We start from the raw sequence: 25,212 nt of genomic DNA on the forward strand, positions 1-25,212 counted from the left end.
AGTAATGCATGCTTGCATGCAAATACATTTGACAAATGTCCATAGGAGAGACGAAAGTCGAGTTTTAGAAGGAGGTATTTATGGAACAAGCACTTAGTAAATCAGAAATCGGTAAGCATATTGACATTCTAAAGTCTGGAAAGCGATATGGTGAGGAAATTATAGCATTGATTAAGGATGATTTGGAATATGGTTTTTCAAAGGAACAGACAGAGTTGTATTTAAAGTCTGGTTACAACATTGGACAAATGAGGGTATATTCGGAATGTCTGCGTGATGGTAAATCGGAAGAGTTTTTATCCTTAATAGAACGAACAGAACTAACTGCACCTCAGATGCAGATAGCATTTGAATTCTATAAAAAGGGTGTACCGATTGAGACAATTGAAGAGGTTGTAGCAAGGAAGGAAACACCGATTGCTATGAAGACTGCTTTTAGTAAATTTTTAGAACAGATTCAGATGGTAAAGCAAGAGACGGCTACAGAACCAGAATATGTGCAGGAACTTGTCAAGAAGATGGAGGAGATTGTTAGTAAAATCTGTGTTCAGGAGCAGCGATACGATGCTTTGAATGAAAAGCTTACTATATTTGAATCTACGAAGGCAGATGAACAGATTAGGGAGAATCTTGTGAAAGAGAATGCTGATAAAGAGCAATTGTTAAATGATCAGCAGGACAAACTGAATCAAGCAAATTCAGCAATTTCTAGATTACGAGAACAGATAGAGTTTAAGGATAAGGAGATGAATCGTATGAGCAATCGCATTGAAACTTTAGAGGATAAATTGCTTCATGCCACGAATGTGAATACAGTTACATCTTCAGAACCAAAGAAGGAAGAGGAACAAAGCGTTCAAGGTGAGATCAAGAAAGAAGGTGCAGCTATGACACAGCAGACCATTTTAAAAGAACCAATTGGTATACCAATTTTTTATCAGGTGCCGGTCGTTGATATGCAGGGTAGAGTGGTTCAGAAAGTTCAGGTGGACAGATCAGAATCTAAAACCAATGGAGTGATAGCATTACTATCTAAACTATGCTTTAAGAAGAAATCCAGAGCGGATATCGTAAAGCTAGTTGCAAGTGGTGATCTGGCGCCAGCTCAGCTGATTCAGATTAAGAGTGGAATTGAAAAGGGTCTTACAGAAGGACAGTTAGTTGAACTGATTAATAATAATGTAGCAGCTGAGAAGATGAAAGAAATTATTGAAATTGCTGTTTTGGAAAACAGCATGGCATATTAGGAGGCATGTATGAATTTAGAAATCATAGAAGAGGCAGCGTTTGTTATGAATGAGGCAAAGCATCGTTTTACAGGATCTCAAAAGGAATTTGTAGTGCAGTTTGCTTTTAAAACTGCAAATAAGGACTTAACAAGCAAACTGATTGAAGAGCTTCGACAGTCAGAGAATGAAACACAGTCAGCTCAGATTATTCAGAACTATTCAGCGATGATTCAGGAGAAGCCAAATTGGGTGGCGCCGTGCTGAGTGGATATAATGCTTCACATTCTATTTAAAGTTTTCAACAGAAGTGCTGACGCTACCGACTGGTGCGCTAGCACTTTTTAATCTCGATATATCCCTTTTCAAAATATGTTATACTATATTATAAAATACTTTTGAAAGGTACAGACAAGGGTTGTCAAAACTATGAAGAAAGAAAGAATAAAAGAAATCTGCCATCTCGCACAGGTATTTCACTCAACCTATAAAATTTCAGTTCTAATAAAAGATGACAAGAATATAAACATAGCTCTTGGTAATATTGAAGTTGACAAGAATTTGTTTCCTATTGATTATGATATGAGCCAATATTGGATTGAAGATTTACCAGGATTCAGAATCGGAGTTCATCCTCTTGGTGCTGTCCGATGCACATTTGAATCTGATGATAAAGCAATGTACGTTCAGATTGGTCCAGTGATGGTAGAGAACATTAACCCATTGATGATTTATCAGGGAAGCAATGACAATGAATGGACTGTGCTCGATATCAGAAAGTTTAGTGAAATATGTGTGATGATGTATTACTTTGCATTAGATAAGAATTTATCTTTTTCTATTGAGAGTTTAGTGAATAAACTGGTACAATTTTTTTCGACTGATATCATGGGACTACAAACGTCTGAGCTTTCAAAGCGGACGATTGAACAAAGTTATCAGGACTTACGAACAAGACTTGAGCTTGTCCAAAATGGTGATATAACTACACTTAAACAGCTGAACCGGGATCAAGATTACCTTAATGCACTTTTTGAATTTTGTAATAATGAACAATCAACAAAATCCATGCTGACATTCTGTCTGTATCTATCGATGTACTATGCTATTGCTGGCGGTCTTCCTATTGAAATGTCAGGTGCAATCAGTAGCTATTACGGAAATCGCTTTAGTTCTCTGAGAAAAAGAGAAGAGTCCGTTGCTATGTATAACAGTATTTTGGAGCATTTCGCTTTAAGTACTGCAGATTATAGAGTATCTGGTGTCTCTTCAGACATAGCAAAAGCAGTCAGGATGATTAAAAGAAATATCAACCGTCAGCTCACCATTCAGTCAATATGCACAGAAATTGGTCTAAGTCAGTATCACTTCATGCGTAAATTCAAGATAGATATAGGTATGACTGTTGGTGCATACATTAAGAAGGAGAAAATAGCATATGCCAAATTTCTATTGGTATATACGAATCAGTCAATATCAGAAATTAGTGAATATCTTATATTTAACTCACAAAGTTACTTCACATCCGTGTTTAAAAAAGAAACAGGAAAAACGCCTTTTGAATATAGAAAGAGTGATTTGTAAAGCTGATGGCTAATGCAAAGAATCAATTGCGGCAATCCTTTTGTATCTTTTTCCAGTGTGGCTGCGGTTTCTGTTGACGGGAACAGCAGGGCATATGCGGAATCTGGTGTCGGATGAGATAACGGATCAGTTACTTTGTTTTTATCAGAAAAGGTGTAAGCTAAAACTTAGGTTAGCCATTGCGCTAGCGATTTGGTACAATAAGGGGGAAGTTGAATTATATTTGAAACGATAGGAGGGAGAAGCAAATGAAATCTACAACTAAAGTAACATTTAAAGAACTTCATGTATAGGTGGCTGTGACAAGCTTTACATGGAGTGGAATAATTATTGTCCGAAGCCACCTTTGCAATTGCTAGTACTTACGCAAAGGAGGATATGAAAATGCAATACAAAATAATTAATGGTGCCGTTTACTATGATGGTAATATGGTGTTGGAAAACATCGGTATTGAAATCAATGATAATGAAAAGATTGCTATTGTTGGTAGAAATGGATGTGGAAAAACAACCTTGCTAAAAGCTATTATAGGCGAAATTGAATTAGAAGAAGGAACTGGTGAAAGTGAATTTCAAGTAATAAAGACCGGTAACCCTTATATTAGCTATTTAAGACAGATGCCTTTTGAAGATGAAAGTATATCAATGGTGGATGAAGTCCGTACGGTATTTAAGACGCTTATTGATATGGAAAACAAGATGAAACAGCTGATAGATAAAATGGAGAATCAATATGATGATAAAATCATCAATGAATACTCTGATATCAGTGAAAGGTATATGGCTCTTGGAGGTCTAACCTACCAAAAAGAATATGAAACGATGATTCGTAGTATGGGTTTTACTGAAGCAGATGATAAAAAACCCATTTCTGAATTTTCAGGTGGTCAGCGAACTAAGATAGCTTTTATAAAAATACTTTTAACAAAGCCAGACATTCTATTACTTGATGAACCTACTAACCACCTTGATATAGAAACAATACAATGGTTGGAGAGTTATTTGAGAAGTTATAAATCTACATTGGTTATTATTTCCCATGATAGAATGTTTCTTAATCGAATTGTGAATAAGGTTTATGAAATCGAATGGGGAGAGACCAAATGTTATAAAGGTAATTATTCAGCCTTTGAGGAGCAAAAACGAGAAAATCATATCAAACAGCAAAAAGATTACGATTTGCAACAGATAGAAATTGAAAGGATTACACGCTTGATTGAACGTTTTCGTTATAAACCTACGAAAGCTAAAATGGTGCAATCTAAAATTAAATTATTACAGCGTATGCAAATATTAAATGCACCAGACCAATACGATACAAAAACTTATATGTCTAAATTTCAACCGAGAATCAGTAGTTCAAGGCAAGTATTAAGTGCTTCAGAACTTGTGATAGGCTATGATACTCCTCTTGCAAAGGTTAATTTCAACCTTGAAAGGGGACAGAAGCTTGGAATTGTTGGGAGTAATGGTATTGGTAAATCCACGTTGCTTAAAACACTTATGGATGGTGTGGCAGCATTGTCTGGAGATTTTAAATTCGGATACAATGTTGAAATTAGCTATTTTGACCAACAGCTTGCTCAAATCAGTGGAGATGATACACTATTCGAAATTTTTCAAAGCGAATACCCTGAGCTAAATGACACAGAGGTCAGAACTGCTCTTGGCTCATTTCAGTTTAGTGGAGATGATGTTTTTAGACCGGTGTCCTCTTTGTCAGGTGGAGAAAAGGTTAGATTGACATTATGTAAATTATTATATAAACGTACTAATGTTTTAATCTTAGATGAACCGACAAACCACATGGATATTATTGGAAAAGAGAATTTAGAGAATATCTTATGCAGTTATCAAGGTACAATTATTTTTGTGTCACATGATAGATATTTTACTAATAAGATTGCTGACAGATTACTTGTTTTTGATAAGGATGGTGTAGAGTTTGTACAATCTACTTATGGTGAGTACGAGAAAAAAAGGATGAATTCTGAAAAGCCATTTAATAACATTAAAGTTGAGCAGAAAGTAGAGAAAAATAACACAGTAAAAGGCGATCGTAACTCCATTGAGAAGGAGAAGGTTAAGAAGGAGAAACGAATTGAAAAGCTTGAAGTGTTAATAAATCAATATGATGAAGAATTAGAAAGATTGAATAAAATCATTTCTGAACCAAACAATTCTTCTGATTATATGGTACTGACGGAAATACAAAAATCAATTGATGATGTTAAAAGGTGTCAGGGTAATTATTTTAATGAATGGGAACAGTTGATGAGAGAATTGGAAGTTATGTAATTTTTGAGTTATGCAATAAGGATGTAAAAGTGTTAATGATACATTCTGGTTGTTGAAAATGTAAAAAAATTAATGAATTTTTATTAGATATAATCGCTATGTGAAGACCTTTTGAGTTTGCCGCATAGCGGTTTTTATTATCTATACTTTGGAATTGTCAAGAAAAGTGTAGTCGTATAAACTCACTAAATTTCCTTTGATTGTTATGCTGCCAGAAGTTGTTCTTCCAGCTGAACAAAATTATTACGATTTATATGAAAAGTTGTTGCCTGGATGCCAATTCCATAAAATGGGTTGGGCAATGGGGGTTGTCTGGACAAAATAACTTAAAGCTGTGGCTTTGAAAAGTTGAATTTGTGATTGTTTTCAGAGCTATCGGGTGCTTTAGTATAAATAACAATGAATAAAAAATCAGCCTGTATCTTATGTTACTATTAAGTAATTTAAGATACAGGTTTTACTATTTTTGAAATAAGTACCTTCCACTTCAAATACATGTATTCAAAGTGAAAGTATTGATTTAAATGATTCTTTTGTAATTTACTCTTGATAAAATCCGAAGCCTCACAGGCAGATCTGCTGTTTACACGCCGCTTGATCAAGTGCGGAGACTTGATGGGGATCGACATACTGGATCATTTGATCATTGGCGACAATGCCTATGTCAGTTTGCGAGAAGAGGGGCTGTGGCAACAGGAAGACGTGTGAAAATAAGCCGAGTTTGCGAACATTATTAAAAATAAAGGTGAATTGTCTAATCGTCTGTCTTGCAAAAAAATACGGGTAAGTGTAAAATATTATTGTAATTTTGTTTGCTGAATAGATGTTGAAACGCACGTTAGGCCTCTATCGCACAAAGGCAATGTTACACACAATTAAGTGCTTATGCACGAGGAGGTTTTTTTTAATGGAACAAGGTACAGTAAAATGGTTCAATGCTGAAAAAGGGTTTGGTTTTATCTCTCGCGAAGACGGTACAGACGTATTTGTACACTTTTCAGCGATCCAAGGTGAAGGATTCAAAACTTTAGAAGAAGGTCAAGCAGTAACTTTCGACGTGGAAGATTCTGATCGTGGACCTCAAGCAGTTAACGTAAACAAAGCGTAAGCTTTCAAACAAACTGCCAGTAAGAGCACTTTGAAATCAAAAACCCCAAAAGACCATCGATTCGATGGTCTTTTTTTTCTTTTTATAACGGAAAGGAAAAGGCAGTTCTCAGTAACCTGAGAACTGCCCTTGCATGTAAGATTATAAATCGTCCGGCGTCATGATCATCGAAAGGATCATTGGATGACGCTCGGTTTTTTCAAATAGGAATGGCTGTAACGCCGAAGACATCGCTTCTCTTAATTTGTGTTCTGTTGGGTCTGGTTGGTTCAAGACTTCCCGCAATGCACGGAAGAGGATCTGCTGTGCTTCGTTGATCATCTCGCCAGATTCCCGCATATAAACAAACCCACGAGAAAGGATATCTGGTCCAGCAAGGACTTCTTTCTTCGCCACATCGACTGTCGCGACAGCTAAGACGAGGCCTTCTTCTGAAAGAATGCGACGATCTCGTAAGACGACATTTCCGATATCACCGATACCGCTGCCGTCAACATAAACATCATTGGCATTGAAATGACCAGCCAAGCGAGCGGTATCCGCTGTTAAGGCCAACATGTCACCATTTTCCATAATGAAACAATTTTCTTTTGGTACACCGACATCTTGTGCCAACTGGGTGTGGATGTTCAGCATCCGAAATTCCCCGTGGACAGGCATAAAGAATTTTGGCTTCATTAGACGCAACATCAGTTTTTGTTCTTCTTGGCCACCGTGACCAGAAGTATGGATGTTGTTCAATTTGCCATGGATCACGTTTGCGCCAGCTTCCAACAACAAGTTGATCAGCTGATTGACACTCGTGGTATTTCCTGGGATCGGTGAGCTTGAGAAAATCACGGTATCATCTGGGTGAATTTGGATTTGACGGTGAGTCCCGTTGGCAATCCGACTCAAAGCAGCCATTGGCTCTCCTTGAGAACCCGTACAAAGGATCATGGTTTCGTTTGCAGGCAAACGGTTGATCTCATGAGATTCCACAAAGGTTCCATCTGGCACCTTGATATAGCCAAGGCGCTGTCCGTTGACGATTGCATTTTCCATACTGCGTCCAAAAACGGCGATTTTACGTCCAGTCGCAACCGCCGCATCTGCAGCTTGTTGGAGACGGAAAATGTTGGAGGCAAAGCTGGCAAAAATGATCCGACCATCGATTTTTTCAAAAATCTTTTGGATCGAGCTGCCGATCGTTTTTTCTGATTTGGTAAAGGTCGGAATTTCTGCATTGGTACTATCGGAAAGGAGGCAAAGGACGCCTTCTTCACCAATTTTTGCCATTTTGTGCAAGTTTGCTGGTTCGCCCACAGGCGTAAAGTCAAACTTGAAATCGCCAGTTGCGACGATATTGCCAGAAGGCGTTTTGACAACGACACCTAAAGCATCAGGGATACTGTGAGTCGTTCGGAAGAAGCTGATGGATGTTTTACGGAAACGAATCACCGTATCTTCATTGATTTCGTGTAATTCCGCATCCCGCAGTAAGCCATGCTCATCTAATTTGTTGGTGATCAAAGCAAGTGCCAAGGGTCCCGCATAGATCGGGATATTGGCTTCCCGCAACAAGTAAGGGATTCCGCCAATATGGTCTTCGTGACCATGAGTGACGATCAAGCCTTTGACTTTCGGTAAATTTTGAACGATGTAGCTATAATCGGAAATGACATAGTCGATCCCAAGCAGTTCATCTTCGGGGAATTTGATTCCCGCGTCAATTAAGATGATCTCATCTTGGAATTGAACCCCATAACAGTTTTTTCCGATTTCGCCAAGTCCACCGACGCCGAATACGCCAGTCTCATTATTTTTCAGCGAAACTTTCATCTTAAAACTCCGCTAATTTGAAATCAGCGTTTTCTTTTTCGTAAGCTAAATGTTTTTCATCTAGTTCTTGAACGAACTCGATGTTGTATGGGGTATTTTGTTCAACCAGACGGCGTGCGATCACTGCATCGTCTGCTTCAATGTACAAAGAGTGGGTTTGTTCTCTCTTTGGGTTGCGGTCTTTTGTTTCTTGGTAATAAATTTTGTAAATCATATCTTTTCTCCTTTATCTGCTTTTCGCAGTAGTCTATTTGGTTGATGAATTCGCTGCATCACAAAATCGAGGTCCGAATAAAGTGACCTGAAAAGAAGGCTTCGAGAGCCGCTGCATGCTTTTTTCAGACAATCGTTGTGAGAAAAAAGAGAAAGCCTCGTCTTTGCTTTCCAAATGTCGTCATAAAAAATTCACCGGGTTTGTAAGTCGTTCCACTACAAGTATCCCTAGTTTATCACAGAAAAACGAATAAGTATAGAAACACGTCATTTTGAAAAGGCTTACTGAAAGAAAATGAAAGGACTATCGCTGAAGTTTGCTTTTTTTCGTTGAAAGTGCATTACAATAAGAATATTCCTATGCTATAGTAGAAGTAATGAAGTAAAAAAGGAGGGGATTTTTTGAAATTAATGTGGCACTACACGATGAGAAACAAGAAACTGCTGGTTTTTAATTTCATCTGTGTTTTTGGTTTTATTTTGATTGAATTAGGTTTGCCGACGTTATTGGCAAGAATGATCGACAAAGGGATCGCCGCTGGTGATCGCGACTACATATGGAAAATGGGTGCGGCGATGATCGCGATCACCATTGTGGGGATCACGATGAACATTTTGTTAGGCTATTTCACGTCACGTATCACCACTAACATTGTGGCAGATATTCGTGACGATCTTTTTGAAAAAGTCCAAGGCTATTCACATACCGAATATGAAAAAATCGGGGTTTCATCATTGATCACCCGTGTGACCAATGATGCGTATCAAATCATGCTGTTTATGCAAAGCATCTTACGGACAGGTTTAATGACACCCATGATGTTTGTGGTCAGCTTGTACATGGTCATGCGGACAAGTACACAACTAGGGTTGTATGTTTTGGGGGCATTGCCGATATTGCTGATGGCCGTCATCGCCATTGCCAAAATCTCGGAACCCTTATCCACTAAACAACAAGCCAATCTAGATAAAATCAATGGCATCTTGCGGGAAAATCTCTCTGGTTTACGAGTGATCCGTGCCTTCGTCAATGAAAAATTTGAAGAAAAACGCTTTGGCAAAGTCAACCAAGCCTATGCTTCTAGTTCTCGCAGCTTGTTTCGCTTGATGGCAACGGCACAACCAGGCTTTTTCTTCTTATTCAATATCGTGATGATTTTGATTATTTGGACGGGAAGTATTCAAATCGATCAAGGGCAACTGCAGGTCGGTGACTTGATTGCATTTATCGAATACATCTTCCATGCGCTGTTTTCTTTCATGCTGTTTGCGACTGTCTTTACGATGTATCCACGAGCGGCGGTTTCTGCTCGTCGAATCCAAGAAGCGTTAGATGCGACTTCTGAAATCAAAGAACCAGAACAGCCAGTGACAGAAACTAAGACGAAAGGCTTCTTGGAATTCAAAAATGTTACCTTTGCTTATCCAGGACATGCTCAAAGTCCAGTGATCCGTAATGTTAGCTTTACCGCTTCACCAGGGGAAACCGTGGCGTTTATCGGTAGTACTGGAAGTGGAAAATCAACCTTGATCCAATTGATCCCACGTTTTTACGACGTCAGTGAAGGCCAAGTCTTGGTGGATGGTGTTGACGTTCGGGATTACAGCTTAACGACGTTGCGCAACAAGATCGGGTTTATCCCTCAAAAAGCGTTGCTATTTACAGGGACGATCGCAGAAAACCTACGCTATGGCAAAGAAGATGCCACGCAAGCAGAGCTGGAACGAGCAGCCGAGATTGCGCAAGCGGCAGATTTCATTTCTCGCACACCAGATGGCTTTGATGCTCACTTGGCAGAAGGCGGAACTAACTTCTCTGGCGGACAAAAACAACGCCTAGCGATTGCCCGTGCGGTGATCCGCCAACCAGAGATCTATATTTTTGATGATAGTTTTTCTGCATTGGATTACCAAACGGATGCAAAATTGCGGGCACGCTTGAAAAAAGAAACCACAGAATCGACCGTTTTGATCGTTGCTCAACGAGTAGGAACGATCATGAATGCCGATAAGATCGTCGTCTTAAACGAAGGCGATGTGGTTGGCATCGGCACCCACAAAGAACTGCTGCAAACTTGTCCAGTATACTACGACATTGCGGCGTCACAATTATCAGAGGAGGAGTTGGCACAATGAAAGCAATCTCTTCTTTAAAACGGTTAGGTGCTTACATCAAACCGTACAAAGTACAATTTATCCTAGTCTTGCTGTTTACTGTTGCAACCGTCGGCTTCAATGCGGCAATGCCGTATGTTTCTGGATTACCGACGACAGAGATCAGCCGCAACATCGCCGCTGGCGAAGGCGTTAATTTTGATTACGTGATCCTTTGCTTGATCTGGATCGCAGTCGTTGGTGTCGGTTACTGTTTCTCACAATTGATGTCAGGGCTGCTGATCACCAACGTTGTCCAATCTGCGATGCGAGATCTGCGGCAAGACATTGAAGAAAAAATCAATCGTTTGCCCGTTTCTTACTTCGACCGTAACCAACAAGGGAATATCTTGTCACGGGTGACCAATGACGTGGATGCCGTCAGCGGTGCGATGCAGCAAGCCTTGATCGGGATCGTCAATGCCTTCTTAGGAATCGTTATGGCGGTTTCCATGATGTTTTACATCAATACCTACATGGCATTGGTTTCATTGATCATGATCCCAGCCTCCTTATTGATTTCTCGCACGATCGTCAAAAAGTCGCAAAAAGACTTCCAAGGGATGCAAAATGCGTTAGGGGATCTGAACGGCTACGTACAAGAAAACATGACTGGATTCAGTGTGTTGAAAGTGTATGGACGGGAAAAGCAAACACTTGAAGGGTTTAAAAACGTTAACCACCAGTTGCGCTATTACGGCTTTCGTTCTGCCTTTGTGTCAGGATTGATGATGCCGCTGGTGCAAATGACCGCTTACTTTACCTATATCGCAATGGCAGTCATGGGGAGCTTTTATGTGATCAGCGGCGTGATCGTTGTTGGTCAGCTGCAAGCGTTCATACAATACATTTGGCAAGTCAGTCAGCCAATGGGGAACATTACCCAGCTGTCTTCAGTCTTGCAAAGTGCCTCAGCAGCAGCAAAACGGGTCTTTGAAATCCTAGATGAGGAAGAAGAGCCAGTCAATCAAACGGATATCCAATTGCCAGAACAAATCAGAGGCGACGTGACCTTTGAACATGTCGGCTTTGCCTATGATCCGAAAAAACCGTTGATCAAAGACTTGAACTTTGAAGTCAAAGCTGGACAAACCGTGGCGATCGTGGGACCAACAGGTGCTGGGAAAACCACTTTGATCAATTTGTTGATGCGTTTTTATGATGTCAATGAAGGGGCCATCAAGATCGACGGCATCGACACGAAGAAAATGGAACGTCACGATGTTCGATCACTATTTGGGATGGTCTTACAAGATGCATGGTTGTACGAAGGCACGATCGGCGACAACATTCGCTTTGGGAAATTAGATGCCACCGATTATGAAGTCGTTGATGCAGCGAAAACCGCCAACGTCGATCACTTCATTCGCACGATGCCAGACGGCTACGAAATGATCATCAATTCTGAAGGGGACAATGTCTCCTTGGGGCAAAAACAATTGTTGACCATCGCTCGGGCAGTCATCTCTGATCCGAAGATTTTGATTCTCGATGAAGCCACCAGTTCGGTGGATACCCGCTTAGAAGCGCTGATTCAAAAAGCAATGGATAAAGTGATGGAAGGTCGTACCAGCTTTGTGATCGCCCATCGTTTGTCAACGATTCGTGAAGCAGATCTGATCTTAGTGATGGATCAAGGGTCGATTATTGAAAAAGGCAATCACGAGACCTTGTTGGCAGCTGGCGGCTTTTATAGCCAACTGTACCAAAGTCAATTTTCAGAAGAAGCCGAGTAAACCCAAAAGAGCGTCCAGTCTGACTGGCGCTCTTTTTGCATTGTCGCAAGGGTGGTGCTATAGTGAAAAAAGAAAGCGCAGATCCATTTATGGATTGGAAGGAGAAGTTGATGGACAAAGAACAATCAGGGAATGAAACCCACAAAACAGTTTCGCCAGCCTCGTTGCAAGGAACACCTTGTTTTGTGGCAAAAAATGCGACGATCGTAGGAAACGTGACTCTAGGAAAAGAGAGTACGGTCTGGTTTCAAGCAGTGATTCGAGGCGATGCCAATCGCATCGAAATCGGTGCGCGTACCAATATTCAAGATGGAACGATCATTCACGTTGATCACGATGCCCCGACGATCGTGGAAGACGATGTGACTGTTGGGCATCAGTGTATGCTTCATGGCTGTACCATCAAAAAAGGGGCGCTGATCGGCATGAGCTCGATTGTTTTGAATCATGCAGTGATCGGTGAAAATAGTTTGTTAGGTGCTGGTTCGTTAGTAACGGAAGGAACCGTCATTCCGCCCAATGTGTTGGCCTTTGGTCGTCCTGCACGAGTGATCCGTCCGTTGACAGAAGAAGAAATCGCCAAAAATCAAGCAAACATCACGCATTACGTGGAAAATGGGTATGCTTACCAACAGGGCGAATATGGTGAAGTCTGATGATGAACCAAAAGACGCAAAAAGGTGTACGAATTGCTTCGTACACCTTTTTTTATGCAAGCTTATTTCAATTTGTTTGATTCCATGATCTCGTCGATCAAGCCGTAATCTTTGGCTTCTTGTGCGGTCATAAAGTTGTCGCGATCGGTGTCGCGTTCAATCACTTCGATTGGTTGACCAGTACGTTCTGACAAGATTTTGTTCAGACGTTCGCGGGTTGCCAAAATGTGGCGGGCAGCAATTTCGATCTCAGTTGCTTGTCCTTGTGCGCCACCTAATGGTTGGTGGATCATGATCTCTGCATTTGGTAATGCAAAGCGTTTGCCTTTTTCACCAGCGGTCAATAAGAATGAACCCATAGAAGCAGCCATCCCCATTACGATGGTTTGGACATCGGCTTTGATAAAGTTCATCGTATCAAAGATCGCTAGACCAGCAGTAACGCTTCCGCCAGGCGAGTTGATGTACAAGTAGATGTCTTTTTCAGAATCTTGCGCGTCCAAGAATAAAAGCTGAGCAATGATCGAGTTTGCTAAGTCATCGGTTACTTGACCACTCAACATAATGATCCGGTCTTTTAATAGACGAGAATAGATGTCATACGCTCTTTCACCGCGAGATGATTGTTCAATGACTGTAGGAATTAAATTCATAGTGATAGTCCTCCTAAAAATCGTTATAGATATAGTTTAGCATAAAGTTTTCGCAATATCTAAGAGATAGTATACCGATTAGGTCAAGAAAGGTCAAATAAAAAGTTCGTTATCTTTTTTGCGAAACTTTCAAATATGATACAATATGAAAAAAGGAATGAGGAAGGATCGAAGAATGGCAGTAGCAATAGCAGGTTTGATCGGCGTCTTAGTGGGCGCATTGTTAGTAACCATCATTTTTAATTTACGCATTCGGTATGAGGAGCAAAAAGAAAAACAACGCCGTTTGTTGGAGCATAAAGTCAAAGAAATCGAAACGTTGGTTTTATTGAATCAAAAAATCAGTGAGATTCTACAAAAACGGGTCATGCTGATGGATGAGTATGTCAGCTTTGATGCCTTTGACGACTGTTATATCACCATCGATGATTTTGCCTATCTACAATCTTTTGCGGCGCAAAACAGTTTTTATCTACCGAATTTTTTCTTGGAAGAATTTTTCAAAAAAATCGGAACACGTCGGGTGATTTTATCCCCAGAGGAAACGGTTAAAATCGGTGGGTATACCTATAAAGGCGGTCGGATCATTATGGAAAATTTCCTTGATCAATTAGTCGAAATGGTCAATGAGCGTAAAACCCAAATGAAAAACATGACGAGCGAACCGTTGACCTATTTTTCAAAAACGATTTGATTCTACTGGTCAGCCGTTTTCCTTGGTTAAGGCAACCAAACCAGAGTATCGACGGTTGCGCTTTTTTAACTGATCACACACACTCTTACTGCGATCATAGTAAGGGTGTTTTTCTTTGACCGAAACAAAGCGTTATTATTCATTAAGAGGATCGAAACAAACAGAGGCTTTTTGGTTCTAGGAGATTCCATGGTAAAATAAAGAGTGAGAATGGAGTGAAAGAATGATGGTACAAATCGTTGCCCACCGCGGGAGTAGCGGCAACCGACCTGAAAACACGCTACCAGCATTTGCGGAAGCGGTGCGGGTCAAAGCTGATATCATTGAGTTAGATGTACATCTATCAAAAGATGGCGGCTTGATCGTCATGCATGATGAAACAGTTGATCGAACGACCAACGGCAAAGGTCGGATCTGTGACCTGACGGTTGCTGAACTAAAAGACCTCAATGCTGGCAGCTGGTTTTCTGAGGAATTCCAAGCCGCCAAAGTCCCCACGCTAAAAGAAGTGTTGGATTTACTTGCAGCGAAGAATTATCGTGGCATTTTGACGATCGAATTAAAAACCGATCATTATGAGTATGAAGGAATCGAAGCCAAAGTATCCGACTTAATGAATAGTCAAGAATGGCCCTTTACTCATTGGTATTGTTCCTTCAATATCGAGACCTTGGATCGGATGCATGCGATCGAACCGGATGCGACCCTTGATTTTATTATGGGACGCGGGGAAGACAAACCACCGTTGGCGCTCAGCCGACCGTATATCGAAGGAATTCATCCTGCCTATCGCTGGGTCCAAGAGACAGCAACGGTCTTAACTGATTTTCCGATCGCGATCCGTCCGTGGACTGTCAACGAAGAATCGGCGATTCGCACCTGCTTGGCTCTGGGGTTGACGGGGATCATCACCGATTTTCCAGAAAAAGCTCGGGCAATTGTGCAACAGGTTCGCGAGGAAACAAAAGGATGAAAAAAGTCTTAGTAATCGTGGGACCGACCGCAGTTGGCAAAACCGCCTTGAGTATCCAGTTAGCCCAAAAATACCAAGGGGAGATCATCAGCGGGGATTCCATGCAAATTTACCGTCAGTTAGATATCGGTACCGCCAAAGTGACGAAGGAAGAAATGGCAGGGGTTCCTCATCATTTGATCGATATTCGTGCAATGACGGAAGCATACTCTGCCGCTGATTTCCAGCAAATGGGGCGTGAAGCCATCGAGACGATCCAGCAGCAAGGAAAGCTGCCGATCGTTGTAGGGGGAACAGGGTTATACATACAAGCGCTTCTGTATGACTTTCGTTTAGGGGCAGAAGAAGGCGACCCAACGATTCGTCAGCGTTACGAACAAGAAGCAGCAGCCATCGGCAAAGAAGCTTTATGGCAAACGCTGCAGGCGGTCGATCCCTTGGCAGCAGCGAAGATCCACTACAACAATGAGCGGAAAGTGATTCGTGCGTTGGAGGTTTTTGAAACGACTGGCGAAAGTATCGCTGCACCAAAAGAGACACCACAAGCTTTGTACGATTTCTTCATGATCGGGTTAACCACTGAGCGAGAATTGTTATACCAGCGAATCAATCAGCGGGTGGACTTGATGATGGATCAAGGCTTGATCAAAGAAGCAAAAGCTGTTTTGCAGTATCCAGAAACGCAAGCCGCCAAAGGGATCGGCTACAAGGAATTTTTGCCCTATTTTCATGGGCAGGCCACATTGGAGGAGACCATTGAGCAAATCAAGCAAAACTCACGCCGCTACGCCAAGCGGCAGCTGACGTGGTTCAATAACCGAGCACAGCCCCGATGGATTGATTTAGTGAGGCAACCTGAAGAACAACGTACCCTTGAAACAGAAATCGACCAATGGTTGGAGGAGAAAAGATGAGCCAAGAACGTGTGATTCTTGTCGGAGTAGAAACGGAGAAAAACTATCTTCACTTTGATTCGTCAATGAAAGAATTGAAAAGCTTAACAAAAACCGCCAATGGTGAAGTTGTTTTTTCACTGGTGCAAAAACGGCAGCAAGTCGATCGACAAACCGTGATCGGCAAGGGGAAAGTTGCGGAATTGCAGCAGTTGGCAGAAGCACATGAAGCAGATCTAGTGATCTTCAATCATGAATTGACACCAAGGCAAAGCCAGTTGATCGGTGATGCGCTAGAAGTGCCGGTGATTGATCGCGTCCAGCTGATCCTCGATATTTTTGCGATGCGTGCCCGTTCCAAAGAAGGAAAGCTGCAAGTAGAATTGGCGCAGCTGGATTATTTGCTTCCACGCTTGATAGGGCAAGGAAAGAACATGTCTCGGCTAGGGGGCGGAATCGGAACGAGAGGGCCAGGGGAAACCAAGCTGGAGACCGATCGTCGACACATCCGCAACCGTATCACCATCATCAAACGGGAATTGAAGGAAGTGGCAGCCCATCGAGACCGAACACGCCAAAAGCGCAAAGACAGCCAAGTCTTTCAAATGGGCTTGATTGGTTATACCAATGCTGGAAAATCAACTATTTTAAATATTTTGACCAGTGCGGATACGTATGAACAAGACCAGTTGTTTGCGACACTCGACCCTTTGACGAAACGCTGGCGGATGCCAGAAGGATTCGAAGTCACCATTACCGATACGGTTGGTTTTATCCAGGAATTGCCGACTCAATTGATCGATGCGTTTCATTCCACACTGGAGGAAAGTCAAAACATGGACTTCTTGCTGCATGTCGTCGATGCCAGTTCCGAAGAACGGGTCCAGCAAGAGGAGACGGTCTTAAAATTAATGGAGGAACTTTCTTTGACCCAATTACCGATGTTGACGGTCTACAATAAGGCGGATCGCATCGACGCCGATCAGTTTGTCCCAACGCTCTTTCCCAATGTCTTGATCTCAGCAAAGAGTACCAAAGGCAAAGAGCGCTTGACTCAGGCGATCAAAATGGAATTGATGCAGATCATGCAGCCTTATCATCTGGTGTTGCAAGCCGATGAAGGCAATGCGCTGAATCGTTTAAAACGGGAGTCGCTAGTGTTGAGCAATGCCTTCGATGAAGCAACACAGACCTATCATATCAAAGGATTTGCGCTGGAGGATACCTATCCACTACGCAGAATGGCGCAAGAACAAGAATAAACAGAAGCGGTGCAGCCGATGCACCGTTTTTTTTTTGTGGTGACAAAATTATGGAAGTAAAAGTGGTTTGACTTCCTTCAAGTGCAAAACCCGAACATTTTTGGCTAAGGCACCATTTCTTCCAGAAAAAGGACTGCTTGAACATGCGATCAAATCAAGGACTCAGTGGAAAAATCAAAAAAATTTGCATTCATGTCACTTTTTCTAACATGAGGGGTTGACACGCAAAAAAAGAATTGGTATAGTTTCCATAAAGTTACGCAGCATCATTGAAACGGAGGGGAGCCAAGTTATGCGGGAAAAAGAATTGCGGCGCTCAATGTCAGTCTTTCCTATCGGAACAGTCATGAAATTGACCGATCTCACCGCCCGTCAAATTCGTTATTACGAAGAACAAGAATTGATCCACCCGGAACGCAGCGATGGCAATCGACGAATGTATTCGCTGAATGATATTGATACCTTGCTAGAGATCAAAGACTATCTTTCCGATGGACTGAACATGGCGGGAATCAAACGAGTTTATGAAATGAAAGTTGCCAAAGAAAAAGAAGCGAAGAACAAACCGCCGCTGACCGATGAAGATGTACGTCGAATTTTTTATGATGAACTCTTGGCTCAAGGTGGATTGAATCAACAACAGCCATACCAGCAAAAAGGTCCACGAATGTAGAGCACTTGTAGATCATTGCTGTGATATAAAATAAGAATTGGGAAAAAGGAAGGGATACTATGCCAAAATTTGAAAGAACTGCCGAAGACATCAAACAAATCGTAAAGGATGAGAACGTGCGCTTTTTACGCTTGATGTTTACTGATATTTTAGGAACGAACAAGAACGTTGAAGTACCTGTAAGTCAATTAGATAAAGTACTGGAAAACAAAATGATGTTTGACGGTTCTTCTATTGAAGGATTTGTCCGTATTGAAGAAAGTGACATGTATCTGTATCCTGATTTGTCCACTTGGATGATCTTCCCTTGGGAAAGTGAACATGGCAAAGTGGCTCGTTTGATCTGTGATATCTACAATCCAGATGGCACCCCATTTGCAGGCGACCCTCGCGGCAACTTAAAACGGGCATTAGCTGACATGCAATCCCTTGGTTTTACTTCTTTCAATCTTGGACCAGAACCCGAATTTTTCCTATTCAAATTAGATGAAGCAGGCGAAATCACAACTGAATTAAACGACAAAGGCGGCTACTTCGATTTTGCCCCAACCGATCTAGGGGAAAACTGCCGTCGCGATATCGTATTAGAATTAGAAAGCCTTGGCTTTGAAGTTGAAGCGTCTCACCATGAGGTAGCACCAGGGCAACACGAGATCGACTTTAAATATGCGGATGCAGTGGAAGCATGTGACAACATCCAAACCTTCAAGCTTGTCGTGAAAACCATTGCTCGTAAACACGGCTTGCATGCGACCTTTATGCCAAAACCATTATTCGGCATCAACGGTTCAGGCATGCATTGCAACATGTCCTTGTTCAAAGGTGATGAAAATGTCTTCTTTGATGAAGAAGGACCAATGCAATTAAGTCAAACAGCGTATCACTTCTTAGGCGGTTTGATCGAACACGCCCGTGCTTACACGGCTGTCTGCAACCCAACCGTCAACTCTTACAAACGCTTAGTACCAGGTTACGAAGCGCCTGTATACGTGGCATGGTCAGGACGCAACCGTTCACCATTGATTCGGGTACCAGAATCAAGAGGCTTGTCAACGCGTTTGGAATTGCGTTCCGTTGACCCATCCGCTAACCCATACTTAGCAATGGCTGTTTTATTACAAGCAGGACTTGATGGCGTTAGACGTGAGTTGACACCACCACCAGCTGTCGACCGCAACATCTATATCATGAACGAAACAGAACGTGCAGAAGCACAAATCGAAGATCTGCCATCAACGATCCACAATGCCATCAAAGCATTGCGCAAAGACCAAGTGATGATCGATGCCTTAGGCAAACACATCTATGCCAACTTTGTCGAAGCAAAACGATTAGAATGGGCAGCCTTCCGCCAAACAGTCTCCGAGTGGGAAAGAGAACAATACTTGGAACTCTATTAAAATCGCAAAAAAAGCCGCTAGAGATAAACAATCTAGCGGTTTTTTTATGATGAAACTAGCGTTTATCCTATTAACTCTGGTTTTTATTTATTTCCGATCGTCAATAGCTGCTTGATCAAAGTTTGAGAAAAAAACCATTGTGATGAAGCGACCCCCAAAAGTTAGACCAAAAAATCTAACTTTTGGGGGTCGTTATTTGTATGGCAAAATATCCTTTTGAATTAAAACTAAAAATCGTTAAAGAATATCTTAGTGGCGTGGGCGGATATCGGTATCTTGCCAACAAATACGGTATTTCAAGCAAGTCTCAAGTAAGTAATTGGGTGAATGTCTATCGTGAATACGGAGAGGAAGGTCTATTGAGAAAGCATCAAAATCAGAAATATTCTGTTCAATTTAAGTTAAATGCGCTAGAGTTATATCAAACAAGTGAGATGTCCTATCGAGAAGTTGCTAGCACTTTAGAAATGAACAACCCTGCGCTTATTGCCAATTGGATGCGTAATTTCAGAGAAGCAGGTATTGAGGGGCTCTCAAAAGAGAAAGGGCGACCACTTACTTTGACTAGAAAAAAAGAAAACAAAAAAGAAAATACAACAACTGAAGAACGCGATCGTATCAAGGCATTAGAAAAGCAAGTCCGATCCCTTCAAATTGAGAATGCCTTTTTAAAAGAGTTGAGGAAGCTGCGAAAACAGGAAGCCCAGCAAAGACGCAAGAATCAATCGCACGAATCATCGCCAGCCTCCGAGGATCATTCAAACTAGTTGAGCTTCTTGAAACATTGAAATTTCCTAAAGCAACCTATATGTATTGGCAGAAACGGTTTGACAGACCAAACCCAGACCAAGAAATTGAAGAAAAAATGATTGAAATTCGCAAGGAGCATAAAGACTATGGCTGTCTGCGACTAAAAAAAGAATTAGAGAATCAAGGGATTCATGTCAATAAAAAGAAGATTCAACGTCTGATAAAAAAACTAGGTATCGAAGTAAAGTCTTACACTCGAAAATCTCGACGGTACAATTCTTATCGTGGGAAGGTTGGCACTGTCGCCAAAAATCGTATTCATCGTCGGTTTTATACAAATATCTGTCACCAAAAAATTACAACTGATACCACAGAGTTTAAGTATTATGAAGTAGACACCACAGGTGTCGTTCGTCAGAAAAAGCTGTATTTAGATCCTTTCATGGATTTCTACAATAGTGAAATTCTATCTTATCGGATTTCTGAAAAACCAAACGCACTAGCCATAATGGAAGGATTAGAAGAAGCAATCCAGATGACAAATGATTGTCCATTTCGTAGAACCTTCCATTCAGATCAAGGATGGGCCTATCAAATGAATGCTTATAAGAATAAATTGAAGCAGCATAAAATCTTCCAGAGTATGTCTCGTAAAGGGAATTGTTTAGATAACTCACCTATGGAAAACTTCTTTGGTTTATTAAAGCAAGAGATTTTTCATGGAGAAGTCTATCGGAGTTTAGATGAATTGAAAACAAAAATTGACCAATATATCTATTATTACAACCATAAACGCATCAAAAAGAAATTAAATTGGCGAAGTCCGGTTCAGTTTCGAGAAGCTGTAAAAACAGCTGTCTAACAGTTAATTTTATCGTACAAAAAAGGAGTGGATTTCTCCACTCCATAAAAGTCTAACTTTTTGGGGTCACTACATGAAGCTAGAGCGGTTCTGTCTATAAGAAGCGTAACTCCTGACCATTGGGAAAAATCAAAAAATACCAGTCGGGCGAGGACTGGTAAGAGGAAGAAAAATAGTTTTGGTATAAAGCTAGCATAGACCGTCAAAGTAAAATCAACCTGAAAAAGTAGAAAGTTTTTGGAAGAAGTCCTTATTCGTCAAAGGTTTCCAGCTCAGACAGTATTTTTGCGGGGACTTCTGATTGAGGGACTTCATTGGGACCAGAAATGATGCGGGTCTTACTGATTTCTGCTTTGACTAAAGTATTTGGAGCCAATGGTTTTACATTTTCGCCCGTCAGGTCATAGGTCATGAGTTCTTTTTCACCATTTTTCTTTACGAATTCAAAGGTGTATTTGTAGGTAAAAGAGCCATCGATTTTTTCACCAGAATCGCTGTAGGTCTGTGTCTTTTCAGGGACTTTGTTGGGCGTGATAGCGTAAGCCGTGATGCCGCGATACGTTGTTGCGTAGTACGTGTAGCCAAAATAGCCGGCTACGACAATAATCAAAACGCCAAGCGTTACTAGTAGTTTTTTCATGGGTGTCATTCCTTTCCATTACTAGCATCACTATAGCATGTGGCCACTAAAAGCACTCATCGAAAGGGATAACAATATTGTAAGTTTAGCATTTTTGAATAAAAATCCTGTAACTTTCTGTTTAACAATTGTGATAATGAAAAATATTTCTGAAACCTTCCTGCAATATTGTAATGTTATTCTCTTACTTGTGCCCGATAGCGGGACAAATAATCAAAAGAGAGGTTTTTTCATTTGAAAAAATTTGCATTTACAGTTGTTGCAGGATTTGGTTTATTCGTTGGCGGAACAGTTGTTTCAGCAGCAGAACAAACCCATGTTGTCGAACCAGGAGACACTCTATCTGGGATCGCTGCTACTTATCAAACAACGGTCGAAGACCTTTTAGCTTTAAATGATTCGATCGAAAATCCAAATATGATTTTTGATGGCGAAACATTGTTGGTTTCTAACGATGGCCAATCAGTAGAAAACAAAGAAACAAGTACGAAAGAAAGCACAGAAAAAAGTGAGTCTACAGCGACTGCTAACGTGAGTCAAACCCGTTCAAGCGTTCCTGGTGCTGGTTCTGGTGTCTTGAATCCAGTGGATGGGATCAACTACTTTAATGGTGTGAGAGAATCGTACTACTCACAAAAAGTCTTGCCAGGAGGCGGATTGAATATCCCTGGTCGCCATGTAGCATCAGACGGAACCATCCGTGATGCCGATGGGTACATCGTTGTTGCCAGCGATAATCAACCGAAAGGATCGACTGGTCAATCATCTTTAGGTGCCTATAAAGTCTATGACACAGGTGTCGGTCATAGCGGTATTGATGTTTATACGAATTGGTAAGCAAGTAGAATACGAGTAGAGACGAGCGCATTTTAGAGCTCGTCTTTTTTTGATTGGCGAGAAAAAATCGTCATCTGGTCTAGACTAATTATTGTAATCAAACACAACCTGTGGTATTATTGGACTATACCAAATAGAAACGGAGCGCTGATCATGGAAATTATTCGCGTTAAAGATGCTGCTCAAGGCGGAAAGAAAGCTTTTGAATTGATTCAAGAAGGTATGGCAAATGGCGCCAAGGTCCTAGGCTTAGCAACAGGAAGCACGCCAGAGACCCTTTATGCAGAAATGACTGCCAGTGAAGTTGATTTTTCAGAAATGACTTCAGTCAACTTAGATGAATACGTAGGACTAGGCGGCGAAGACGAACAAAGCTATCGCTACTTCATGAATGCTCATTTATTCAATAAAAAACCATTCAAAGAAACCTTCGTACCAAACGGCAAAGCGGAAGACTTAGAAGCAGAATGCCAACGCTACGATAGCGTGATTGCGGATCACCCAGTTGATATCCAAATCTTGGGTATTGGACAAAACGGACATATCGGCTTCAACGAACCTGGTGCATCCTTTGAAGGAACGACCTCAGTCGTTGATTTGACTGAATCAACCATCAATGCCAACAAACGCTACTTTGATAAAGTCGAAGACGTCCCAACGACGGCAATTTCAATGGGGATCGGTTCGATTATGCAAAGCAAAAAAATCATTTTGATGGCATTTGGCGAAGTCAAAGCGGATGCGATCCAAAAAATGATTGAAGGACCCGTAACCAACGAATTACCAGCTTCTGTTTTACAAAAGCATGATGATGTGATCGTGATCATCGATGAGGCTGCTGCCAGCAACCTGTAAAACAAAATCAGCCCTTTTCAGAAATAAGTCAGAAGGAAAAATGAGCCATCCTCGCAGCTTCCCCCTGCGCTTGTGCAGTAGCGCCAGCGCAGCTGCGAGCAATGGTTTATAGCTAACTTGCTTATTTTCTGAGGGGGCTTTTTTATTTGGCTGATTCGGCGCTGTTTTTTTCTTTTTTTCATCAGAGATGCTATAGTTAAAAGAGAGAATACGAAGAAAAGAGGGATGCAAATGGTTGATATGCATTTATCCATTCCTGAAGTAGCGCTGAGATTGCTGCTGGCAATGATCATGGGAGGAGCGATTGGGTACGAGCGGCAATACAAAAGCCGACCAGCTGGTCTTAGAACCCATATCTTGGTTTGCATGGGAGCTTGTGTCATTGCATTGATCCAAGTGGAGATCGCCACAGGTGCCATGCGAGATGCGCTGGATCATCCAGATTTAGCAGGCGTGATTCGTTCAGACGAAGCACGATTGATCGCACAAGTCGTCAGCGGGGTCGGTTTTCTAGGCGCTGGAACGATCATTGTGACGAAGCGCTCGGTGACGGGGTTGACGACGGCTGCTTCCTTATGGGCGATCGCAGGTTTAGGAATTGCCATCGGGATGGGCTTTTACACCATCGCATTAAGCAGTTTTATCGGGATCTTCTTTGCATTGACGATCGTTAAGCGGATCGTCCGTGTACCGACAGCAAAAAAATTAGAGATCCAGTACATCCATCGCACCGAGACCAAAGAGTTTTTGACGGAGTACTTCCAAGAGAAAAATATCGTGATCGAAGATGTCAATTTTGATGTCAAATTCATGGAAGACTATCGCATTTATACCAACATTTATACGATTGATCTCCCCCGAGGACTAGGCTTTTCTGAAGTGATCGAAGAATTGTCTGTCTACAAAAATGTCACGAAGATCCGCTTAGTGGATATTGCTTAATCGGTATTGAGTCAAAAAGCAGCAAGACACCTCACATTAGTGACGTGCTTTGCTGCTTTTTTTATGATGCGGTAGACATTTTTAAGTAAAAGAAACATACAGTCAAAATAACGATCACTATTGAAGTCAGCAAATTGACCTCTTCATTCGTTACAAAGGAAAGACCGCCGACTTGCTTGGTGGCAACGTCGTGATGGACTTTTTTTTCGGTGTATTGGTGACAGACAGGGCATTGATAGCGCACCTGAATCGTTGCGCCCAGTAAGCTGTCCAAGAGACTACCGCCAAAGCCTAAGGCAGTCAAGGTCAACCAGAGATCAAATGAGAACGGCTTGCCGTTCAACCATAAGGCTGTTGCGAATAAACCAGTGATGGCGAGACTCCCTGCTAGGGAAGCGGCAGTTCCCAACCAACTGACACCGCCGGAAAGTCCTGGTGGTAATTTTTTTCCCGTAAGTAAGTGACGCGGTTGACTTGGACTTAGCACGCCGATTTCTGAGCCCCAAGTGTCAGCCGTACAGCTAGCGATTCCCGCCACAAATCCCCAAAGGAATAGCGGTTCTTTCGTCCAAAAGGCAAGCAGTAGCGCAAAGATGCTTGGTGTGATGTTCGCAAAGACTTGTTTTGCATCACGGCGAGCACCTTTGGCAAGCACAGCTAACTCTGGCTGACTGCGCATTTTCTTTAAAAGACCAATGATGCCAGAGCTGGCAAAGAAAAAGCCAATCAAAAAGATGCTGTACCACGGACCAAAGCCAATGACCAGTGTGCCGCAAAGAATCGCAGCCAGTGCGCCAGAAACAGTCAGCCACTGAAAGACGAATGCTGCCGCTGCAACGAATATGCTGGCAAACAATCCCAGCATGAATTGATAAAAGAAAACCATTTGAACACTCCTTTGCGTATAGTGTAGCATAGGTCTCATTTATTTTACCGCAGTTAACAAAAAAATAGTCAGCCTGATAGCTTTTTACTCGTCAAA

Annotated in this window: 25 protein-coding genes and 2 pseudogenes; 21 read left to right on the top strand and 6 right to left on the bottom strand. The window is 41.7% G+C overall.

What is annotated here, in order from left to right; genetic code table 11:
• Positions 1-80: 80 nt before the first annotated feature.
• The 7 genes and pseudogenes from QN079_RS03185 to QN079_RS03210 all read left to right on the top strand — a co-directional run bounded on the left by QN079_RS03185 (position 81) and on the right by QN079_RS03210 (position 6,216).
• Positions 81-1,247 carry a hypothetical protein gene (locus tag QN079_RS03185; protein ID WP_089201991.1) on the top strand — a complete coding sequence of 389 codons (1,167 nt, stop codon included), beginning with the start codon at positions 81-83 and terminating at the stop codon, positions 1,245-1,247.
• Between the two features lie 9 nt (positions 1,248-1,256).
• Positions 1,257-1,493 carry a hypothetical protein gene (locus QN079_RS03190; RefSeq protein ID WP_159314662.1) on the top strand — a complete coding sequence of 79 codons (237 nt, stop codon included), beginning with the start codon at positions 1,257-1,259 and terminating at the stop codon, positions 1,491-1,493.
• Between the two features lie 162 nt (positions 1,494-1,655).
• The gene (locus tag QN079_RS03195; RefSeq protein ID WP_002360186.1) at positions 1,656-2,810 is read left to right on the top strand and encodes a helix-turn-helix domain-containing protein; all 1,155 of its coding nucleotides are present in this window, start codon (positions 1,656-1,658) and stop codon (positions 2,808-2,810) included.
• Positions 2,811-3,194: 384 nt separating this feature from the next.
• On the top strand, positions 3,195-5,108 hold the full coding sequence (gene optrA / locus QN079_RS03200; RefSeq protein ID WP_232339596.1) for an ABC-F type ribosomal protection protein OptrA: 1,914 nt from the start codon (positions 3,195-3,197) through the stop codon (positions 5,106-5,108).
• Positions 5,109-5,337: 229 nt separating this feature from the next.
• Positions 5,338-5,433: pseudogene (locus QN079_RS16585) on the top strand (class I SAM-dependent methyltransferase); the annotation flags it as partial.
• A 233-nt stretch (positions 5,434-5,666) separates the two neighbouring features.
• A pseudogene (locus QN079_RS03205) lies at positions 5,667-5,816 on the top strand (JAB domain-containing protein); the annotation flags it as partial.
• A gap of 199 nt (positions 5,817-6,015) precedes the next feature.
• Positions 6,016-6,216: a cold-shock protein gene (locus tag QN079_RS03210; protein ID WP_005225155.1), complete on the top strand. Its 201-nt coding sequence runs from the start codon at positions 6,016-6,018 to the stop codon at positions 6,214-6,216.
• A 141-nt stretch (positions 6,217-6,357) separates the two neighbouring features.
• Here the strand turns inward: QN079_RS03210 and rnjA are convergent, their stop codons facing one another.
• Together rnjA and QN079_RS03220 are read right to left on the bottom strand one after the other, a co-directional pair.
• Entirely contained in the window at positions 6,358-8,037 is a 1,680-nt protein-coding gene (gene rnjA / locus QN079_RS03215; RefSeq protein ID WP_005225156.1) for a ribonuclease J1, read from the bottom strand.
• Between the two features lies 1 nt (position 8,038).
• The gene (locus QN079_RS03220) at positions 8,039-8,251 is read right to left on the bottom strand and encodes a DNA-directed RNA polymerase subunit epsilon (protein ID WP_005225157.1); all 213 of its coding nucleotides are present in this window, start codon (positions 8,249-8,251) and stop codon (positions 8,039-8,041) included.
• Positions 8,252-8,652: 401 nt separating this feature from the next.
• On the opposite strand from QN079_RS03220, the gene QN079_RS03225 reads away from it, so the two are divergent.
• The 3 genes from QN079_RS03225 (at position 8,653) to QN079_RS03235 (ending at position 12,796) form a co-directional block, all read left to right on the top strand.
• Entirely contained in the window at positions 8,653-10,386 is a 1,734-nt protein-coding gene (locus QN079_RS03225; RefSeq protein ID WP_010747462.1) for an ABC transporter ATP-binding protein, read from the top strand.
• Positions 10,383-12,140 (top strand): ABC transporter ATP-binding protein, encoded by a 1,758-nt coding sequence (locus QN079_RS03230; RefSeq protein ID WP_005225159.1) that lies wholly within the window; start codon positions 10,383-10,385, stop codon positions 12,138-12,140. The genes QN079_RS03225 and QN079_RS03230 overlap by 4 nt, the downstream gene beginning before the upstream one ends.
• Before the next feature lie 62 nt (positions 12,141-12,202).
• A complete protein-coding gene (locus tag QN079_RS03235) occupies positions 12,203-12,796 on the top strand; it encodes a gamma carbonic anhydrase family protein (protein WP_005231095.1) in 594 nt (197 codons plus the stop codon).
• A 62-nt stretch (positions 12,797-12,858) separates the two neighbouring features.
• On the opposite strand, the gene clpP is transcribed toward QN079_RS03235, so the two are convergent.
• Positions 12,859-13,449: an ATP-dependent Clp endopeptidase proteolytic subunit ClpP gene (clpP, locus tag QN079_RS03240; protein WP_005225161.1), complete on the bottom strand. Its 591-nt coding sequence runs from the start codon at positions 13,447-13,449 to the stop codon at positions 12,859-12,861.
• A gap of 175 nt (positions 13,450-13,624) precedes the next feature.
• On the opposite strand from clpP, the gene QN079_RS03245 reads away from it, so the two are divergent.
• The 8 genes from QN079_RS03245 (at position 13,625) to QN079_RS16645 (ending at position 20,956) form a co-directional block, all read left to right on the top strand.
• On the top strand, positions 13,625-14,143 hold the full coding sequence (locus QN079_RS03245) for a hypothetical protein (protein ID WP_005231097.1): 519 nt from the start codon (positions 13,625-13,627) through the stop codon (positions 14,141-14,143).
• A gap of 223 nt (positions 14,144-14,366) precedes the next feature.
• Complete coding sequence (locus tag QN079_RS03250; protein ID WP_289230379.1) at positions 14,367-15,116, top strand: glycerophosphodiester phosphodiesterase; 750 nt, start codon at positions 14,367-14,369, stop codon at positions 15,114-15,116.
• Positions 15,113-16,030, top strand: coding sequence for a tRNA (adenosine(37)-N6)-dimethylallyltransferase MiaA (gene miaA, locus QN079_RS03255; RefSeq protein WP_213336133.1), 918 nt, complete (start codon positions 15,113-15,115; stop codon positions 16,028-16,030). The genes QN079_RS03250 and miaA overlap by 4 nt, the downstream gene beginning before the upstream one ends.
• A complete protein-coding gene (hflX, locus tag QN079_RS03260) occupies positions 16,027-17,271 on the top strand; it encodes a GTPase HflX (RefSeq protein WP_005225165.1) in 1,245 nt (414 codons plus the stop codon). The genes miaA and hflX overlap by 4 nt, the downstream gene beginning before the upstream one ends.
• 292 nt (positions 17,272-17,563) lie before the next feature.
• Entirely contained in the window at positions 17,564-17,944 is a 381-nt protein-coding gene (locus QN079_RS03265; protein ID WP_005225166.1) for a MerR family transcriptional regulator, read from the top strand.
• 59 nt (positions 17,945-18,003) lie between these two features.
• Positions 18,004-19,344, top strand: coding sequence for a type I glutamate--ammonia ligase (glnA, locus tag QN079_RS03270; protein WP_005225167.1), 1,341 nt, complete (start codon positions 18,004-18,006; stop codon positions 19,342-19,344).
• A 200-nt stretch (positions 19,345-19,544) separates the two neighbouring features.
• Positions 19,545-20,111, top strand: coding sequence for an IS3 family transposase (locus tag QN079_RS16640; protein ID WP_005473325.1), 567 nt, complete (start codon positions 19,545-19,547; stop codon positions 20,109-20,111).
• A complete protein-coding gene (locus QN079_RS16645; RefSeq protein ID WP_234976689.1) occupies positions 20,081-20,956 on the top strand; it encodes an IS3 family transposase in 876 nt (291 codons plus the stop codon). The genes QN079_RS16640 and QN079_RS16645 overlap by 31 nt, the downstream gene beginning before the upstream one ends.
• A 250-nt stretch (positions 20,957-21,206) precedes the next feature.
• On the opposite strand, the gene QN079_RS03280 is transcribed toward QN079_RS16645, so the two are convergent.
• On the bottom strand, positions 21,207-21,596 hold the full coding sequence (locus tag QN079_RS03280; RefSeq protein WP_060792935.1) for a YxeA family protein: 390 nt from the start codon (positions 21,594-21,596) through the stop codon (positions 21,207-21,209).
• Positions 21,597-21,830: 234 nt separating this feature from the next.
• On the opposite strand from QN079_RS03280, the gene QN079_RS03285 reads away from it, so the two are divergent.
• Together QN079_RS03285 and nagB are read left to right on the top strand one after the other, a co-directional pair.
• Positions 21,831-22,433 (top strand): LysM peptidoglycan-binding domain-containing protein, encoded by a 603-nt coding sequence (locus QN079_RS03285; protein WP_074536355.1) that lies wholly within the window; start codon positions 21,831-21,833, stop codon positions 22,431-22,433.
• A 153-nt stretch (positions 22,434-22,586) separates the two neighbouring features.
• Positions 22,587-23,288 (top strand): glucosamine-6-phosphate deaminase, encoded by a 702-nt coding sequence (gene nagB, locus QN079_RS03290; protein ID WP_005225171.1) that lies wholly within the window; start codon positions 22,587-22,589, stop codon positions 23,286-23,288.
• Here the strand turns inward: nagB and QN079_RS03295 are convergent.
• A complete protein-coding gene (locus tag QN079_RS03295; RefSeq protein ID WP_225582128.1) occupies positions 23,229-23,534 on the bottom strand; it encodes a hypothetical protein in 306 nt (101 codons plus the stop codon). The genes nagB and QN079_RS03295 overlap by 60 nt on opposite strands.
• On the opposite strand from QN079_RS03295, the gene QN079_RS03300 reads away from it, so the two are divergent.
• Positions 23,520-24,230, top strand: a complete 711-nt coding sequence (locus tag QN079_RS03300; RefSeq protein WP_034858162.1) for an MgtC/SapB family protein — start codon at positions 23,520-23,522, stop codon at positions 24,228-24,230. The two genes, QN079_RS03295 and QN079_RS03300, sit on opposite strands and share 15 nt — an antisense overlap.
• Positions 24,231-24,291: 61 nt before the next feature.
• Here QN079_RS03300 and QN079_RS03305 read toward each other — a convergent pair whose 3' ends face one another.
• The gene (locus QN079_RS03305) at positions 24,292-25,116 is read right to left on the bottom strand and encodes a DUF92 domain-containing protein (RefSeq protein ID WP_118214654.1); all 825 of its coding nucleotides are present in this window, start codon (positions 25,114-25,116) and stop codon (positions 24,292-24,294) included.
• Positions 25,117-25,212 lie beyond the last annotated feature (96 nt).

Origin of the sequence: Enterococcus sp. FZMF (assembly GCF_030263915.1) — a bacterium.
Taxonomy (GTDB): domain Bacteria; phylum Bacillota; class Bacilli; order Lactobacillales; family Enterococcaceae; genus Enterococcus_D; species Enterococcus_D casseliflavus.